Below are 16,478 nucleotides of genomic sequence, written 5' to 3'. Positions count from 1 at the left end.
CACCAACTGCGAGAACCTGCCGCAGTCGCACCGCTTCCTCAAGCGGGTGCGCGCCGAGACCACCGCCGACGGCATGTCCGTCTCGGACGTCGCCTCGACCGTCAAGGCGCTCGCCCTCCACCGGCCGCTGGACGGCCTGGCCGAGGAAGGCATCCGGGCCGCCTCGCCCGGCGTCACCATCGCCGTCTGGCTGGTCTTCCTGGCCGCCCCCCTCGCCCTGATCCTGCTGGCCGTACGCGCCCGCGGCCGCCGCACGCGCGGCGCCGGCGGCGAGGGCCTGGCCTCCGCCGTCGAGGCCCGCCACAACCTCGGCGAGGCCCGCGCCCGGGCGGCCGCGGCGCAGACCCGCGCCACGACCTTCTCCGGCAAGGACGGCCGCTACGACCCGAAGGCCGCCGCCCGCGCCGAACTGCGCGAGTTCGGCTGGCGGATGGGCACGCAGCTGGGCAGCGGACAGCCGCTCGTCGCCACGCCCGAGGACTCGATCGCCGTCATCGCCCCCTCCGGCGGTGGCAAGTCCCGCACGGTCGTCATCCCGGCCTGCCTCGACGCCCCCGGCCCGCTCGTCGTGACGTCCACGCGCGCGGACGTCCTCGACGTCATCGCCCAGCCGCGCTCCCGGCAGGGCAAGGTGTGGGTCTTCGACCCGCTCGACACGGTCGGCTGGCCGGAACGCATGGTCTGGGACCCGGTCGCCGGCTGCGAGGACGGCGAGACCGCCACCTCGCGCGCCCTGTCCTTCTCCGTCGGCATGGGCGCCGACGACGGCTCCTCCACCAACGCCGGCTTCTTCCAGCAGACCGCCTCCTCGGCCCTCACCCGCCTGCTGCACGCCGCCGCGATCGAGGGCCGCACCATCGAGCACGTCCTGCGCTGGGCCACCAACCTGGAGAAGGCCAGCGAACCGCGCGCCATCCTCACCGACCACCCGAACGCCGAACCCGGCTGGGACGTCCTGCTGCGCTCCGTCTCGACCGGCGCCGACGAGACCGTCGCCTCCACCCGGCAGACCCTCGCCGCCCAGCTCGAACCGCTCGCCCTGCGCAAGGTCCTGCGCTGCGTGACGCCCCAGGAGGGCGTGCCCGTCTTCGACGCCGACCGCTTCGTCGCCTCCCGCGACACGCTCGTCCTCATCAGCGACTCCAACGCCTCCACCAACGTCTCGCCGCTGACCACCATGCTGCTCGGCGAGGTCGTCGACGCCGCCAAGCGCCGCGCGCCCCGCATGCCGTCGGGCCGGCTCGACCCCTTCATCCGCCTGGTGCTCGACGAGGTCGCCAACGTCGCCCCGCTCCCGAAGCTGCCGTCGCTCGCCTCCGACGCGCGCGGCTACGGCATCCACCTCGTCTACGCCCTCCAGTCCCTCGCCCAGGCCGGACTGCGCTGGGGCGACAAGGAGGCGAACACCCTCCTCGACAACGCCGCCGCGACCCTCGTCATGGGCGGCCTCAAGGACATCGAGGCCCTCCGCCGCTTCTCGGAGCTCATCGGCGAGACCGAACTGGCCGAACTCTCCACCTCCCGCGACACCCAGCGCCTCTTCGGCTACAGCACCTCCGAGGTCAAGCGCGAACGCCGCATCCTGCGCCCCGAGGAGATCCGCCAGCTCCCGCACGGCCAGGCCCTGCTCCTCTTCCGCGGCGCGCCCGCCGTCATCGCCCAGCTGGAGCCGTGGGACCAGAGCCGCGACGGCCAGGCCCTGCGGGCCGGCGAGCAGGCGACACGGGCGGCGCGCATCGGCGGACCGCTGTAACGGAGGGGACGGCACGTGGACGACGCACTGAAGGCCTCGGACTTCGCCGCCTACCGCGCGGAACTCGAGGAGATGGTCAAGAAGTTCGCGCTGGGCGTGAAGCGGGAACAGGGCCAGGTCGAGGAGATCCTGGGGGAGATCCTCGGCCGTCTCGGCGCCCTGGAGGCCGGGACCTCCGGCGCCCCGGCACCCGGCGGCCACCTCCCGTGGTCCCTGCGGGCCACGGAGCAGGACTGGCAGGACCTGGCCGACTGGATCGACTGGTTCGGCCGCCACTACGCCCCCCAGCTCCATCTGCGCATCTGGCCCTGCTGGCCGGCGCACGGCGGCGTCGTCGAGGAGCTCGCCGCCCTCCGCGCGGCCTGGTGTGCGGCGGTCGAGGCCGACGCCGACCCGAACCGCGCCGGCTCCGAGCTCGCGTACTGGCACCAGATGTGGCTGTGGCCGACGATCGAGCGCATCCGGCACAACTACATGTTCAGCGAGTGCGAGACCGACCACTCCCCGGACCGCCCCGGCCGCACCACCGACACCACCGCCCTGCGCACCCGGGTCGCCGAGGCGGAGGCCGAACGGCAGCGCCTGGAGAACGCGCGCTACGAGTTCTTCGCCGAGGTCCCGAAGGGCTGGACCCCGGACCGCCCGGACGGCCTGTGGCGGCGCGAGGACGAGAGCTGGGCGTACTTCTCGCTGCTCGACTGGGAGTGGCACGCCGCGGAAAAGCCACCGGTGCCGCCGGAGGCGCTGCACCCGCTGACGGCCGAACGCGCCCTGGAACTGGCCGGCGACCGGCAGTCCTGGGTCACGTACTGGGCCCACTACACCGACGAGACCGACTGGCGAGCGGGCGCCCCACCGACCACGGTGGTCCGCCGCCGGCGCAGCCCGGAGCGCATCTACGACGAGGCGTACGGCCCGGACGGCACCTGGGAGCCGACGGAGGCCGTCCACGACTTCTTCAGCGCCCGGCCCTCCGACCCGCCGCACCTGGTCGAGATCGACGCGGCCCAGGCGGCGCGGCTGGCGAAGGGGGACATCGAGCTGTGAGCACCGACCGACCCGTGGGCGCCTGGCAGGACGACCGCTCCGAGGACGCCCGCCCCCTCGCCCTGACGGCCGAGGAGAACCGCGTCGTCACGGCCCGCTGGGAAGAGGCCCGCGCGGCGCACAAGCACCTCGACGGCCTGATGGACGGCCTGGTGACCCGGCTGGCGGAACCGTACGGCGCCCGTCTGGAGGGAAAGCAGTACCGCCTGAAGGGCCTGATCGCCCTCCGCCGCCAGACCGCGGCCCGAAAGCGGCTCGGCGTCGACGTGGCGGCATTCGCCCGAAAGATCAGCGACCTCAACCGCTACACCCTCGTCCTCGCAACCGATCACTACACGACGGGCGTCCAGCAGACGTACGCCCTCCTGCACGAGCAGGGCTTCGAAGTCGTACCCGGCTCGGAACGGAACTCCTGGGAGGATCCCCTCTACAAGGCATTCCGAGCGGCCTGGCAGCGCCCGGGCGGGGAGATGCGGTTCGAGATCCGATTCCATACGGACGAGAGTTATTCGGTCCAGTCGGAGAACCATCTCCTTTACGATCTCTACCGCTCGGGCCGGGTCCGCTCCGCGGGGGGTTCCGAGTTCTCGAAGGTGCACGAGCAGGCGGCCGAGCTGATACAGAGCGAGCGGTACGCCCCTCATTCCTCAGAGGAGACTTATTGATGAGCGATCAGACGTATACGTATTTCGTCGAGGTACCGGAGGGCTATACGCCTGAGCGCCCGGACGGCCTTTGGCGACGGGCCGGTGACGAGTGGCAGTACCTGTCGCTGCTCGACTGGCAGTGGCACCGGGTCGAGAACGCGGCCGAGTTCCTTCCGGCGCAGGACGTTCTCCAGCCCGTGACTGCTGAGCGTGCCGCCGAACTGCAGGCGGACCGGCAGCTCTGGGTCCGGTACTGGGCGCGATACACGGATGAAGCGGCCTGGCGCGACGGCGAGCGGCCCACTACGGTCGTCCGCCGACGCCGGAGCCCGGAGCGCATCTATGACGAGGCGTTCAAAATCCGGAACGTATGGGGTCCGACCCCTGCCGTCTTCGAGTTCTTCGACCCGCGTCCCTCGAATCCGCCGCACTTGGTCGAGATCAGCGCGGATGAGGCCGAGCAGCTGCTGCAGGAGCTGCGTGGCGTGACGGGGGCTACCGAACTGTGAGTGGCAACGACGTCGGCGCCTGGAAGGGCGATGCGGCGAAGTTCGAAGAGCATCTGGAACTGACTGCGGAGGAGAACCGCCGTGTCACTTCCGTGTGGCAGCGCGCGGAGACGGCTCGTGGTCGCCTCGACGGCGTGATGCACGACATCCAGCGCGGCACCGCCGAATCGCACGGTAGCAAGCTGGAGGGCCTCGAATACTCCCTCAAGGGGCTCGACTCCCTTCGCCGCAAGGTCGCCGTGGCGAAGGACGACGGTGACAGCGTCGAGAAGACCGTCTCCAAGGTCAACGACCTCAATCGATACACCCTGACCTTCGAGTCGGAGACCTACACCGAAGGCGTCAAGGAGACCTACGCCCAGCTTCGTGAGCAGGGCTATGAGCCCGTGCCCGGCTCGGAGAAGAACACCTGGCAGGACCCGGTCTACAAGGGCGTCAACACCACTTGGCGGAACTCGGCGACGGACGAGAAGTTCGAGCTGCAGTTCCACACTCCCGAGAGCTTCAAGGCCAAGTCGGAGAACCACGGGCTCTACGAGATCAGCCGCTCCGGCAAAGTGGAGAAGCTCGGGAACGGTAATCCGGCACTTACGAAGAAGTACCAGGAGGCGCTCGACTACCTGCAGAGCGAGCGTTACCAGGGTGTGCGCATCCCGCCGGGTGTCGAGGAACTGCGCGAACCGAAGGTCCGGGCCAAGATCAATCCCAATGTGGACCCGGAGGCCGTTGAGCAGATTCGGCAGATGGAAGCCGAACTGCACGCCTCGCAAGAGGCCGAGCCGGCAAAGAAGCAGTCGGCAGCGGCCGTCAGCACCGATCTCGGCGAGAGCCTGCAGGCCGAAGGACCCGATCTTCGCAACAGGTTGGCTACAAAGTCCGAGGCGCCCAAGCAGGTCAACACCCCCGCGCCGGCCGTCGATCCCCTCCCCGCGCAGTCGCGAGGTCGCGGACCGTCGCTGAAGTAGGGGTGGGCGTTTCCGACACAGCCCGCATTGTCGGGAACTTCGGGCCCGTTGGTGCAGACAAGAGCGGTCACTGTTCGCCGACTAGTTGTCAAATGAAGTAATTTGACGATCAGTAATCGGCCAACGTACTGTCCTGCCACTCAGGCCTTGTACGGGGGAAGGGTCACCAGGGTTGAGCACATTCAAGACGGGCGTGCGGCGAATACTGAATCTGCCGGAGCCGCGCGAAAAGGCTCCGGCAGCCCCTGCCGCTGACATGCTCGCGCCACAGGCGCCTCCGGTGGCCCAGCCCGCCGCCGCCCCCGCGCCCACCGCTCCCGCCGCGCTCCAGCAGTGGACGGACGCCGCCGCGCGGCTCCAGGCGCAGACGCCCGGGCCGGCCCGCGCCGCCGACGCGGCGCCGGAGGGCGCCCAGGCCGCGCCGGACAGCCAGGTCCCGTGGCAGATCGAGGACGAGAAGAGCGGCGCCAAGTTCGCCGTGAAGGTCGGCCGGGGTGTCCTCTGGGGCGTCGTGGCCCTCGCCGCGATCACCGGCATCCGGTCCTGGATCTGGGCCCCCGCACCCCCCAAGCCCGCTCCCACCAAGGTCGACAGCGGGCCGCAGTACCCCGTCCAGGAGGCGCAGGCGGTCGCCGCGCGGTTCGCCCGTTCCTACCTCAGCTGGGACGAGAACGACCCGCAGGCCCGTGCCGCCGCGCTGTCCCGGGACATGCCCAAGGGCTTCGACACCACCTCCGGCTGGAACTCCAAGGGGCGCCAGCAGGTGGTCGTCGTCCAGCCGAGCACCGTCTCGGTGCTCGGGGACAACCGCGCCCGCGTCCGGGTGGACGTCCTCGTCAGCGGCCCCGCCGCCGACCCCGCGGCGGGCGCCGACAAGCCCGCCGACAAGAAGGACGACGCGAAGAAGGACGACACCAAGAAGCAGGACGCCAAGCCCGGCGCCACCGTCACCCGCTGGATGGGCCTGGAGGTGCCCGTCGTCCAGGCCTCCGGCCGCGTCGTCGTCACCGGCCAGCCCGGCATCGTCGGCGTGCCCGGCAACGGTCCGTCCGTGCCCGCCGTGCCCACCAAGAGCAACGACATGGAGTTCAGCGACAAGACCCGCGGCGTGGTCGAGGAGTTCTTCTCCAAGTACGCCACGGGCGAGCCCGGCTCGGTCGCCGCGCCCGGCGCCTCCATCCCCGCCCTGCCGTCCGGCATGACGCTCGGCACCATCCGCAACTGGACCGTGGACGAGGGAAGCGGCACGGACCGCATCGGCACGGCCGTCGTCAGCTGGAACGTCGGCGGCGCCGAGATCGAGGAGACCTACCGGGTCAAGGTGACCCGCGTGTCCTCCGCCCAGGCCGAACGCTGGCAGGTGTCCGAGGTCCACGGCGGACTCACGCCGTAGCCGGCGCCCTGCCCCTTTCCGCCGGTCCGCCGGCCCCACTTTGCCACCCGTCTCACCATGAGGGGAATCCCGATGCAACTCGCGCTGACCAGTGGCGCCGAACTGAAGTCCTGGGTGTTTCTGATCGCCGGAAACATCTTCCTGATCGTCCTCGCGGTCAGGGCCATCGGCCACTACGCCAAGCGTGAATGGGGCGAGCTCCTCGGCCACTTCATGGCCGGTGTGGTCGTGGCCGGCTTCGTCTTCGCGCCGGACGCCTCGAAGAACATGCTCACCGCGATCTGGAACAAAGTGGCGGGCTCATGAGGGTTGGGCACACCTTCACCCGCCACTTCGACCTGGAGACACGGCAGCACGAGCTGTTCGGCATGGACCTCGGCGAGGGCCCCTCGCGGCGCGTCCTGGTGACCGGTGCCGTGATCTACGCGGTCTGGGTGGGTGGACTGCTGCTCATCTTCGGATTCCCGTCGAAGTTCTTCTTCACGCTCTACTTCGCGCCGCCCGCGCTCATCACGTTCTACGGGGCGCAGCGGTCGCGGCGTAACGAGCGGCGCTGGAATCTGACCCAGTGGGCCCTGGCGGCCCGCTATCTGACGGTGGGCCACCGGCCCGTCATCAACGGCGGGCGCCGCGCCGCCGACCGCAGCGAGTGGCTGCCCCTGCGGGCCCGGCTCGGTGAGCGGACGGACGACTTCCTGGCCCTGCCCGGGATGGGCGTCTTCGAAGGGGCCCTCGGCGGCGAGGAGCCCAAGGCCACGGCGGGCCGCCCGGTCAAGCTCGACACCCGCCCCCGGCTCTACGGCCCGGACCACGTCTACCGCGCGCGGATGCGGGGCCTGTCCGGCAAGGAGCGCAAGGCGGCCCAGCAGGCGGCGGCCCGGCAGAGCGCACAGCACGCGGCCCAGCAGGCATGGACGGGCCGCGCGCCCCACATGCCCGGCCCGAATGGCACGTAAGGGACCCGACATTGAAGTTGATCAAGGGCATCGCCCGTTTCCTCGGCGTCGAGGGTGACCGTTCGGCCCCGCCGCCCCGCTACGTCGCCCTCGCGGACGGCCTGGTCGTCACGGAGACGCACGCCGAGGCGTGGTTCGTCCTCTCGGGCTCCAACACCGACCTGATGTCGGAGAGCGCCCGTGACGCCGAGCACGACCAGGCGAGCAGCGCGCTCGCCCGTACGCTCTCCGGCTACGACTGCCACCTCAAGATCGTCTGGGCGCCGCTGAACTCCAACGAGTACCGGAACGAGGCGGACACCCTCTTCTCGGCGGGCAACTACGCCGAGTGGGCCGACGTCCGCGTCGACCGCCTCGACGACCTCGAACTCCCCACCCGCATCCTGCTGCTCGGCGTGCGCATCTCCGAGCGCTCCACCCAGGCCAAGGCCCGGGGCAGCCGGGGCGTGCAGGACGCCATGGGCATCGGCTCCACCTCCGTCTCCCCGAAGGAGATCGCCCGGCTCGACGCCCTCACCCGGCGCCTGGGCCGCCAGCTGGAGACCACGCCGTGGAAGGCCCAGCCGGCCACCGTCGAGATGCTGGCCTGGATGGTCGCGCGCGAGCAGCGCCGCGGCGCCCCCCTGCCGACGCCGGACGGCGATGGCATGATCACCGGCGCCCGGCTGGCCCAGCTCACCCGCGGCCGGGCGCTGCCCTACCCGGACCACATCCGCATCGTCGACCAGCGCGGCGAGACCACGGCGTGGACCGCGATCCTCACCATGGACGGCTTCCCGGAGGAGATGGAGTCCCCGGGCGCCGGCGAATGGCTGCGGGCCGTCGCCGAGATCACGTACGTGCCCGAGTACACGGACGACGACCTCGACCGGGACATCCACGTCAAGCCGGTCAACGCCGAACCGTCCGTCCGCTTCAAGGTCCTGCACAAGCGCGACGCGCTCAAGCAGATCGACGAGGTCCGCCGGCTCGCCAAGGAGCAGCGGCAGAGCGCCGCCAAGCACTCCGCCGGCGAGACCGCGCAGGAGATCGAGGAGACCGAGGAGACGATGACGGCCCTCTCGCGCGACATGAAGCGCGAGGACGTCACGCTGATGGAGGACCACCCGCGCCTGATCGTCAGCAGTGACGTTTCGCTGGAGGACCTGCGCAACCGCTGCGACGCCGTCATCGGCTTCTACGGCGGCCTCGGCATCGAGGTCAGCGTCGCGGCCGAGGAGCAGCGCGAGCTGTGGCTGGAGTCCCAGCCCGGCGACATGCTGCGCGTCCCGGACCTGGTGCACACCCGGACGGTCGGCGCCTTCGCCGGCTCCTGGTTCTGGGGCGGCGCCTCGGTCGGCGACGACACCGGTCCGATCATCGGCTATCTGACCGGCTCCACGCCCGGCGTCGTCCGCAACGACCTCACCGGCGGCTCCGAGCGCGGCGACGCCACGACCACGGCCTTCATCGGCCGAAGCGGCCGCGGCAAGACGACCGCGATGATGCTGTCCCTGCTGGACTCCGGCTTCCGCGGCTCGTTCGTGCTGGCCCTGGACTTCAAGGGCGACATGGGCGGCCTCGTCTCGTCCGGGCAGCGCTACGGGCTCAACGCCCACCTGATCGAGACGGGCGCCCAGTTCGCGGGCGTCGCCGACCTCTTCACCCTGCTCTCCGGGGAGAGCGCCGAGCGCGCCCAGACCGAGGTCCCGGCCCAGCTCGGCATCGCGCTGCCGCAGCACCTGCGGATGCGCGGCGCGGAGACCCCGATCCAGAGCGCGGTCAACGAGATCATCGCCGAGGGCGACCCGGCGACCTGGAAGGTCATCGAGCGGCTGCGGCAGTCCGAGGACGAGCTGAGCCGCGAGGCGGGCGACGCGCTCTACGAGCTGTCGCTGACCGGTCTGGGCGCGCCCTTCATGGGCAAGCCGTCCGGCACCACGCTGATCACCCCGACCCCGGGCATCTGGGTCGTCCAGGTCCCCGGCATCACCCTGCCGTCGCCGGACGACGACCGCGACGACTGGTCCGTCCACCAGCGCCTGTCGGTGGCCCTGGTCCACTCGCTGCTCGCCTACGGCATCAGCATGGCGGGCCGGAAGGACCTGCGCGGCCTGCGCAAGGTCGTGGCCGTGCCCGAGGTGCACGTCCTGACGGCCACCCGCGAGGGCAGCTCCTTCCTCCAGTACATCGCCCGGGTCGGCCGCGCGCTGCACACCGCGCTGGTCGTCGACACGCAGGACCCGGAGTCGCTGGCCAGCCTCACGGGTCTGGTCGAGCAGATGACCACGGTCTTCGGCTTCCAGCTGACGACGGCGGAGCAGCAGGACGCGCTCGCGGCCCTGCTGGACCTGCCCAAGGGCCCGCACACGCGCCAGCTCATCCAGGCCATCGGCGTGGACGTGACGCAGGAGATCCGCCACGGCCACTGCATCATGCGCGACCGCCGCTTCAGCAGCGCGACGGTGCAGTTCGACGTGCCGTCGCTGGAGATCCTCGAGCTGCTGAGCACGACCCCGAAGACGACCGGCGCCGGGGCGGCACAGGAACCGGTCTCCATGAGCAAGTCCGAGCCTCAGGGAGTCAGCGCATGAAGCGAATGACGGCCGCGGCGGCGGTGGTCGCGTCGGTCCTGGTGGTCACCGGGTGCTCGTCGTCGCACGGTGACGGCAAGGACGGCGGCGACGGCGGCAAGGACGGGAAGAAGCCCGGCGCCGGGGCGTCCAAGGAGCCGGACGCCTTCGGCAAGGACGAGGCGGCGATGAAGGCCGTGGCGGTCAAGTACCGGCAGGCCGTGCATCAGCGGGACTGGCGTAAGAAGTGTGAGCTTTTGACGCAGCAGGGACGGGACGGCAAGTCCGTCGACGAGTGCGCGGCGACCAACGTCGCCAGTGAGCCCGGTCCCCCGGCGACGGTGACGGTCGAGGGCACGCCCGAGACCGTCCCGGCGAGCGGGAAACACATCGCCGGAACCGGTCTGATGGTCACCACGACGTCCGACGGCAGCGACGGCCGCCATGTCGAACGAGTCGCCCTGCGCATGGTCAAGGGGGGCGGCACGTGGCTGGTCGAGCAGGACGCGGACATCTACGACTCGGAAGAGGGGCACGCCGATCCTGTCCGCGAGGCCCTCATGAGGTCCAAATGATCAGGATTCCCCGCTTCCGGAACATCGCGATCCCCATCGTGGGCGCCCTCACCACACTGATGGTGACGGGCGGGGCCGCCTCGGCCAAGGACTTCTCCAAGTACGCCCCCGCCGGCATGGGCATGTTGCTCCCCTCGCCCAACACCGTGCCGGCCGGACAGGACGGGACGCTCTTCGAGCGCTACAGCGGCAGCGGTCTCTACCAGCTGGACTACCAGCTGGGCTGGAAGGAGATCGGCTACCAGATCCAGAACGGCATCGCCATCATCTTCATGGGCCTGACCGTGCTGGTCGGCCTGGCCGCCGTGGTCGTCGTGCAGTGGGCCATCAAGTTCACGTCCGTGAAGCCGCTCCAGGACTCGATCGCCCACGCCATCTCCGGCGCCGCCGGAACGGTGGCCGAGACACTGCTCCCCTCGGCCCTCGCCGTGGGAGCTCTGGTGGCGTGGGCCAACCACAGAAAGGCCAACGGCAGCGGCCTGAGCCAACTGGGCTGGGTGGCCGCCTCGGGAATCCTCTCGGTGTCCTTGCTGACCACACCCCAGGTCTGGGTCGACGCCATCGACTCGACCCGCAGCGTCGGCAGTTCCGTGGCCATGGAGGCCGCCAGTGCCGGCATGGGCAAGGAGATCAAGCAGCCCATCGACATCAAGGGCAAGGTGGAGTTCAACGGCTCGGCGCAGGACAACATGCTGCGCCAGTCGGCCGACGCGATCTGGCGGTCGTACGTCGTGACCCCGTGGTGCGTCGCCGAATTCGGAAACCTCAATACGTGCAAGGAGTACGCCCAGAAGCTCTGGGACGCCAAGGGTGACGACACCGGAGGCCGTGAGAGCTGGCTCTCGGACAACGTGTGCTCCGACTGCGTGGGTGACCCCGCCGTCAACTGGCGCCAGGGCAAGAACGCCGGCCGCGTCCCGGTCACCATCGCCGCCTTCGTCTGCGTCGTCCTGTTCGCCGCCCTGGCCATCGCGCTGGCCTTCGCCTCCCTCGCCTCGCTCATCGGGGCGCTGATGCTGCTCCTTGCGGGAGTGGTCTTCGCCTGCCTGTGGGTCATCCCCGGCCGGCCACGGCAATGGGGCATGCGCTGGTTCGACATGCTGCTGGGCTTCACGCTCCAGTCGTTCGTCAGCACGATGGTGCTCGGATGCGTGCTGATCCTGAACACCGCGGCCGTCTCGATGATCGGCAGCCCCGGCGAGTCGGGGAAGTACGGCTGGTTCGCCGCGGCCGGCATCAGCATCACCAGCGCGCTCGTGGCGTTCAAGTTCCGCACCGTCATGGAGAGCATCGTCGGTGTCACCGGCGCCATGAGCCCGGGTGCGTCGGCGGCCGGCATGGCCATCGCCCGGGGCGCCGGGCGGATGGCCGGACGGGCCGGCGGCTGGACGACCGGCAAGGCCCTGAAGGGGGCCGGCTGGGCCGGTAAGCAGGCCGGCAGGGGCGCGGGCAAGCTCGCCATGGCGGGCGTCAGGAAGGGCGCGGAGGCCTTCGACGACAAGGTCTCCCACATCGGCAAGGCCGCGTCCATGGCGTCCTGGATGGCCAAGAACCCCGTTCCGCTCAGTGCGGGAGGCGGCAGGTCGGGCAACAGCCCGTCCCAGGGCGCCTCCGGTCAGCAGGGCGCGGGCGGCGGCCGGCGCAGTCCGGGCGCGGCGAGCCGTGGCGGCACCTACGGCGCCGGTGCCGGGCGGACCGTCGATCTGCCGGAGCGGCGTTCGACGCCGGTGGGAACCGTGCGTCCGCGCTCCGTGGCCGGCGCGGCCGCGCAGCGCGACAACGCCCGTAACCAGCCCCGCAACCAGCAGGGAACCCCGCAGGCCGGACGCGCAGGCACTGCCGCGCAGCAGGCGGCCGCGAACCGGCGGCACCCCTCGCAGTCGCGCCCCGGCGGCGGCAGTGGTCAGGACGGTTACCGCTTCCGCACGGCACCGAGGCCGCGCAGCGTGCCCCAGCAGCAGCGGATCAGTGACGCCCGCAGGACGGCCGTGGCGAATCGTTCCGCCTCGGGTGCCGCCACGGCGGCCCGCACGCCCGCGCCCGGCCGCCGTCGTAGGAGGAACTCGTGAGCAAGGCGGACAAGGCCCGGAATCCCGCCGAGTGGCGCGAGCTCCTCAAGGCCGGATACGAGTACCCGGAGGAGATCGAGCAGGCCCCGAAGCGCGGCCTGCGCCGCCGGGCCCGCAAGATCTACCGGCAGGACCAGAAGGCCGAGCTCAAGCGCCGCATCGCCGAGGACCGGCGCCGCGAGCCGGACACGGCCGGGGGAGCGATCATCCTGCTCATCGGCCTGCTGGCCTTGGGCCTGGCCGCCAACCACTGGTGGCCGGACCACGCCGGGGCCCCGTCGGGGGTGGTCCAGGCGGGCGGCGCGCCCGCCACGAGCACAAAGTCGTCGCCGGACCGGGGCGACGGCCCCGCTCCGGCCACCCCCTCCGCCTCGCCCTCGGCCAAGGCCGACCGCAGCACCCCGGAGAAGACCGCCGAGGGCTGGGCCCGCGCCTACCTGACGCGCAACCCGCCCGTGGACAAGGACCAGAAGGTCCCGGTCCGGCGCGCGGCTCCCTGGATGACCGACGCGCTGAAGGAGAACCTCGAGCAGTTCGACGACAAGTCCTGGTACCAGCTGGTGGCCGACGGTGGCGTGGCCACGGTGGACAAGGTCACCGTGGGCCCGGCCGACGACGACCGGGTGCGCAAGCAGGCGGACACCCCCACGCGCGTGTGGCGGAAGGTCACGGTCGACACCACCGTCACCGGCTACCAGAAGCACAACGACACCAAGGTCTTGCTGACCGAGATCACGCTCGGCTCCGACGGCTGGCGCGTGGGCAGGGTCCTGGGGGTCTGAGTCGTTGGACGGACGTGAGGCCCTCGCCATGGCCGCGGGGGGAGCCCGCCGTGCCCTGGCCGTCAAGCTCGGCATACCGGTCGCGGCCCTGTTCATGGCCTTCCTGGTCCTGCTCGGCGCGTTCGCGGGCATCGGCGGCGGTGCGGCTTCCGCCGCCGCCTGCGGCCAACCCGGCCAGCCGGCCGATGACGGGCCGTCGGGGAACGGCAGCGGTGGCGACGAGACGGGTGGAGCGGGCAAGGCCCTGCGCCAGCGCCAGGTGCAGAACGCGAAGATCATCGATCAGGTCGCCAAGGACGGCAAACTGCCCGGCAGAGCCACGCTCATCGCGCTGATGACGGCCCTGGCCGAGTCGGAGCTGGACAACATCGACCACGGGGACCGGGACTCCCTCGGTCTCTTCCAGCAGCAGTGGTCGACGGGCTGGGGCACCAAGGAACAGATCATGGACCCCAAGTACGCGTCCCACATGTTCTTCTTCGGCGGCGACAGCGGCGACCCGCCGGGCCTGACGGACTATCCGTGGGAGAACATGTCGCTCAACGACGCCGCCCAGAAGGTGCAGCGCTCCGGCTACCCCAACGCCTACGGGCCCAAGGAGACGCAGGCGCGCAGCATCGCCAAGGAAGCCGGCATCGATCTCGACCGCCCCGGCGACAACCACCCCGGCCAGCCGGGGAAGTCCGGCAACAAGAACCCCGGCGGCGATTCGTCGGGCGACAAGGACCAGGATCCCGACGACCAGTCGACGAACTGCAACACCAACACCGGCGCCGGACAGCCCGGCAAACCCGGCGAGCCCTTCCACGACGGCTCCGCCGGTTGGCCCGCCAAGGTCGCCAACCGCCGCTCGACGGCGGACGCCATCAAGTGGGCGAAGGCCGAGGCCGACAGCCACCGCGCGAACTGGTACCAGCGCTGCCTGGCCTTCACCGCCATCGCGTACGGCTGGAACGCCGCCGGCACCAACTTCGCCATCGACCACTACCAGGACGTCATGCCCAAGGACATGCGGCACGACGGCGACCGCAACCCGCCGCCCGGCGCGCTCATGTTCTGGGACACCGGGCACCGGGCTGGGCACGTGGCGATCTACGTCGGGGACGGCAAGATCGCGTCCAACGACATCGAAGGCAGGGGCGAGATAGCCATCGTCCCGGCCACCGAGATCGAATCGAAGTGGGGTGCCAAGTACCTGGGCTGGTCGCCCCCCTACTACCCCAACGCGGGATGATCCGAGTGATGATGGTGGTGCGCCGGAACCGGAAGGGAACCGACGGTAAGTAAGGATTGGCCATGCCTGTTGTGACGGACCTCGACTCGGTCCCCCTGACGCCCGTCTACACGATCGTCATCAGCACCACGGGGGAAGCGACCATCGACGGGGAGCAGGTCGAGCACCTGCCCGGCCAGGACGCGCGCACGGCGGCCCTCGCCGACATCCGCGTCCGGGCCGCCCGCCGCGGGCATCCGGTGCGGATCAACGCCAAGGAGCCGGACGGATCCGTCTGGCCCCTGATCGTCGATCACGACGGTGCGGTGACGCCGCTGGACGCGCCGCACCCGGCGGCGCTACCCGCCGCCCCGTCACCCCTCCGGGAGGAGCGAGCCGCACCGCTCGACCCCCATCACGCCGCCGTGCTGGGCCGGGTCGTCGCCGCCGAACTGCGCGGCGACCTGGCCGCGGCGGCCGAGGCGGCCGAGGAACTGGAGACGCTCCTGGCCGCCGACCTCGGCCCCCTCCACCCCCACACCCTGGGGGCCCTGGCCACCCGTGCCTGGCTGTCCCTGCTCCAGCGGAACGACTGGGCGGCCGCCACCCGCCTCCACCTGCTCACGGCCGAACGCCGGCACCAGGCCGGCGCCCCGGACACCGAGACCCGCCGCGCCGCCCGCAACGCCCACGCCGCCTGGGACCGTCTGCGCACGCTGGACCCCGCGTCGGCGGAGGCGCTGCGGCCGGAGCTCGGGCGGGTCGCCCATCTGACGGCTTAGCGGGTGCCGTACATCCTCTAGTCGTCACCGTCGGCGTCGATCGTGCCGCTGCCCTTGCCGGGCGACCGCAGCACCGTGAGCAGTGCAGCGGCGATCACGGAGACGATCAGCATCCAGCGGGGCACGTCGTCTGTGTCGTCTGTCATGACCGTGATCGTAGGCGGTGGTCCTGCTCCGCCGGTGAAGCCGGCGAGGGCCGGCACACGGGTCAGGAGGAGAGGGCGTCCGCGGCGGTGGGCCGCCAGACCGTGACGGCCGGGGCGTGGACGTAGGTCTTCAGGGGGACCTTGACGACGTCGCCGCCGTCGAGCCGGACGGTCAGGGTGCTGGTGCCGCTGCCGTTGCCGGGGGCGTCCTGGCGGTCGAGGGACACGCCCTCGTACTGGGCCTGACCGGGATCGAGGATGTTGGGTCCGCCGCCGATACCGTCGGGGGCCTCGGCGGCGATCCTTCCGTCGAAGGTGACGAGGCCGATGATGCCCAGGTCGCAGCGTTCACCGCTGGTGTTGCGTGCGGTGATCAGCAGGTGGTTCAGCGGGTGGGCGAAGGGCGTGGCGCTGACGGTGAGCTGAGAGGCGCGGCAGAACGGAACGCCGGCCTGCGACGCAGAGGAGCCCTTCGCGTGGGAGGGGAGACCGGCCGCCCGGTGCTTGGCCGCCGAAGGCGCGGAGGAGGCGGAGGTGCGCGCGGTGGAGGCGGCGTCGGTGCGGTGCGTGCCCGCGGACGGCGCAGCCGGGGCGGCGGGCGTGGCGGTCCCGGAAGCGGCACCGGAAGAAGCGGAGGACGGGCCGGCGCACCCGATCAGGGCGGCGGATCCGAGGACGAGGGCGGCGCAGGCGGTGAGGGTGCGGGATGCGGGCATGACGGTACTTCTCCTGCCGGTGGGTTGTGTCTGATCGGCTGACGGGGCAACAGTGCGGCCGATTCCGTCCCACTGGGGGCGGTAGCGGGGAAGCGGGAACCATGAAACGGTTCCACCCCGTCTCACCTGCGAGAATGACCGAGTCTGGAACGCCGGTCCGGGACGAGGGTGAGGGTGGGGATGGCCGCGGAGACCGATCGGTTCGCCGAGCTGATGCGTGAGCTCAAGGAACGTTCGGGCCGCAGCTACGGCGTACTCGCGAAACGACTGCACACCAGCACGCGGGCCCCGGCGATGACCTCGTCGAGGCGGCGGACGTGGTCCGCGCCCATCCTGCCGGTGCCGATCACGGCGACCCCGAGTGTCTTCTGCG

At 71.1% G+C, this 16,478-nt stretch carries 16 protein-coding genes; 14 read left to right on the top strand and 2 right to left on the bottom strand.

Features of this window, described 5'->3' with window-relative positions:
• The 14 genes from AB0K09_RS16985 to AB0K09_RS16920 all read left to right on the top strand — a co-directional run.
• A partial coding sequence (locus tag AB0K09_RS16985) for a type IV secretory system conjugative DNA transfer family protein (RefSeq protein WP_366066161.1) occupies window positions 1-1,753 on the top strand: 1,753 nt, incomplete at its 5' end.
• Window positions 1,754-1,768: 15 nt separating this feature from the next.
• Window positions 1,769-2,800 carry a hypothetical protein gene (locus tag AB0K09_RS16980; RefSeq protein ID WP_366066160.1) on the top strand — a complete coding sequence of 344 codons (1,032 nt, stop codon included), beginning with the start codon at window positions 1,769-1,771 and terminating at the stop codon, window positions 2,798-2,800.
• A complete protein-coding gene (locus AB0K09_RS16975) occupies window positions 2,797-3,465 on the top strand; it encodes a hypothetical protein (RefSeq protein ID WP_366066159.1) in 669 nt (222 codons plus the stop codon). The genes AB0K09_RS16980 and AB0K09_RS16975 overlap by 4 nt, the downstream gene beginning before the upstream one ends.
• Window positions 3,465-3,956, top strand: coding sequence for a hypothetical protein (locus AB0K09_RS16970; RefSeq protein WP_366066158.1), 492 nt, complete (start codon window positions 3,465-3,467; stop codon window positions 3,954-3,956). Before AB0K09_RS16975 ends, AB0K09_RS16970 begins: the two co-directional genes overlap by 1 nt.
• Entirely contained in the window at window positions 3,953-4,921 is a 969-nt protein-coding gene (locus tag AB0K09_RS16965; protein ID WP_366066157.1) for a hypothetical protein, read from the top strand. Before AB0K09_RS16970 ends, AB0K09_RS16965 begins: the two co-directional genes overlap by 4 nt.
• Before the next feature lie 280 nt (window positions 4,922-5,201).
• Window positions 5,202-6,314, top strand: coding sequence for a conjugal transfer protein (locus AB0K09_RS16960; RefSeq protein ID WP_366066156.1), 1,113 nt, complete (start codon window positions 5,202-5,204; stop codon window positions 6,312-6,314).
• Window positions 6,315-6,371: 57 nt separating this feature from the next.
• Complete coding sequence (locus tag AB0K09_RS16955) at window positions 6,372-6,620, top strand: TcpD family membrane protein (protein WP_366066155.1); 249 nt, start codon at window positions 6,372-6,374, stop codon at window positions 6,618-6,620.
• The gene (locus AB0K09_RS16950; RefSeq protein ID WP_366066154.1) at window positions 6,617-7,270 is read left to right on the top strand and encodes a hypothetical protein; all 654 of its coding nucleotides are present in this window, start codon (window positions 6,617-6,619) and stop codon (window positions 7,268-7,270) included. The genes AB0K09_RS16955 and AB0K09_RS16950 overlap by 4 nt, the downstream gene beginning before the upstream one ends.
• An 11-nt stretch (window positions 7,271-7,281) precedes the next feature.
• Window positions 7,282-9,843: an ATP-binding protein gene (locus tag AB0K09_RS16945; protein WP_366066153.1), complete on the top strand. Its 2,562-nt coding sequence runs from the start codon at window positions 7,282-7,284 to the stop codon at window positions 9,841-9,843.
• Window positions 9,840-10,397: a hypothetical protein gene (locus AB0K09_RS16940; RefSeq protein ID WP_366066152.1), complete on the top strand. Its 558-nt coding sequence runs from the start codon at window positions 9,840-9,842 to the stop codon at window positions 10,395-10,397. Before AB0K09_RS16945 ends, AB0K09_RS16940 begins: the two co-directional genes overlap by 4 nt.
• Complete coding sequence (locus tag AB0K09_RS16935; protein WP_366066151.1) at window positions 10,394-12,466, top strand: hypothetical protein; 2,073 nt, start codon at window positions 10,394-10,396, stop codon at window positions 12,464-12,466. Before AB0K09_RS16940 ends, AB0K09_RS16935 begins: the two co-directional genes overlap by 4 nt.
• Window positions 12,463-13,248 (top strand): hypothetical protein, encoded by a 786-nt coding sequence (locus AB0K09_RS16930; protein WP_366066150.1) that lies wholly within the window; start codon window positions 12,463-12,465, stop codon window positions 13,246-13,248. The genes AB0K09_RS16935 and AB0K09_RS16930 overlap by 4 nt, the downstream gene beginning before the upstream one ends.
• A 4-nt stretch (window positions 13,249-13,252) precedes the next feature.
• Window positions 13,253-14,482, top strand: coding sequence for a peptidase M23 (locus AB0K09_RS16925; protein ID WP_366066149.1), 1,230 nt, complete (start codon window positions 13,253-13,255; stop codon window positions 14,480-14,482).
• Between the two features lie 62 nt (window positions 14,483-14,544).
• Window positions 14,545-15,243, top strand: coding sequence for a hypothetical protein (locus AB0K09_RS16920; protein ID WP_366066148.1), 699 nt, complete (start codon window positions 14,545-14,547; stop codon window positions 15,241-15,243).
• Between the two features lie 17 nt (window positions 15,244-15,260).
• Here the strand turns inward: AB0K09_RS16920 and AB0K09_RS16915 are convergent, their stop codons facing one another.
• Window positions 15,261-15,389 (bottom strand): hypothetical protein, encoded by a 129-nt coding sequence (locus tag AB0K09_RS16915; protein WP_366066147.1) that lies wholly within the window; start codon window positions 15,387-15,389, stop codon window positions 15,261-15,263.
• 62 nt (window positions 15,390-15,451) lie between these two features.
• Complete coding sequence (locus AB0K09_RS16910; protein WP_366066146.1) at window positions 15,452-16,105, bottom strand: DUF4232 domain-containing protein; 654 nt, start codon at window positions 16,103-16,105, stop codon at window positions 15,452-15,454.
• Window positions 16,106-16,478: the final 373 nt, after the last annotated feature.

The sequence above is a fragment of the Streptomyces sp. NPDC049577 genome, from assembly GCF_040675635.1.
GTDB lineage: Bacteria > Actinomycetota > Actinomycetes > Streptomycetales > Streptomycetaceae > Streptomyces.
The sequence above is the reverse complement of the archived record's forward strand: the minus strand, read 5'-3'. Positions and strand labels throughout refer to the sequence as shown.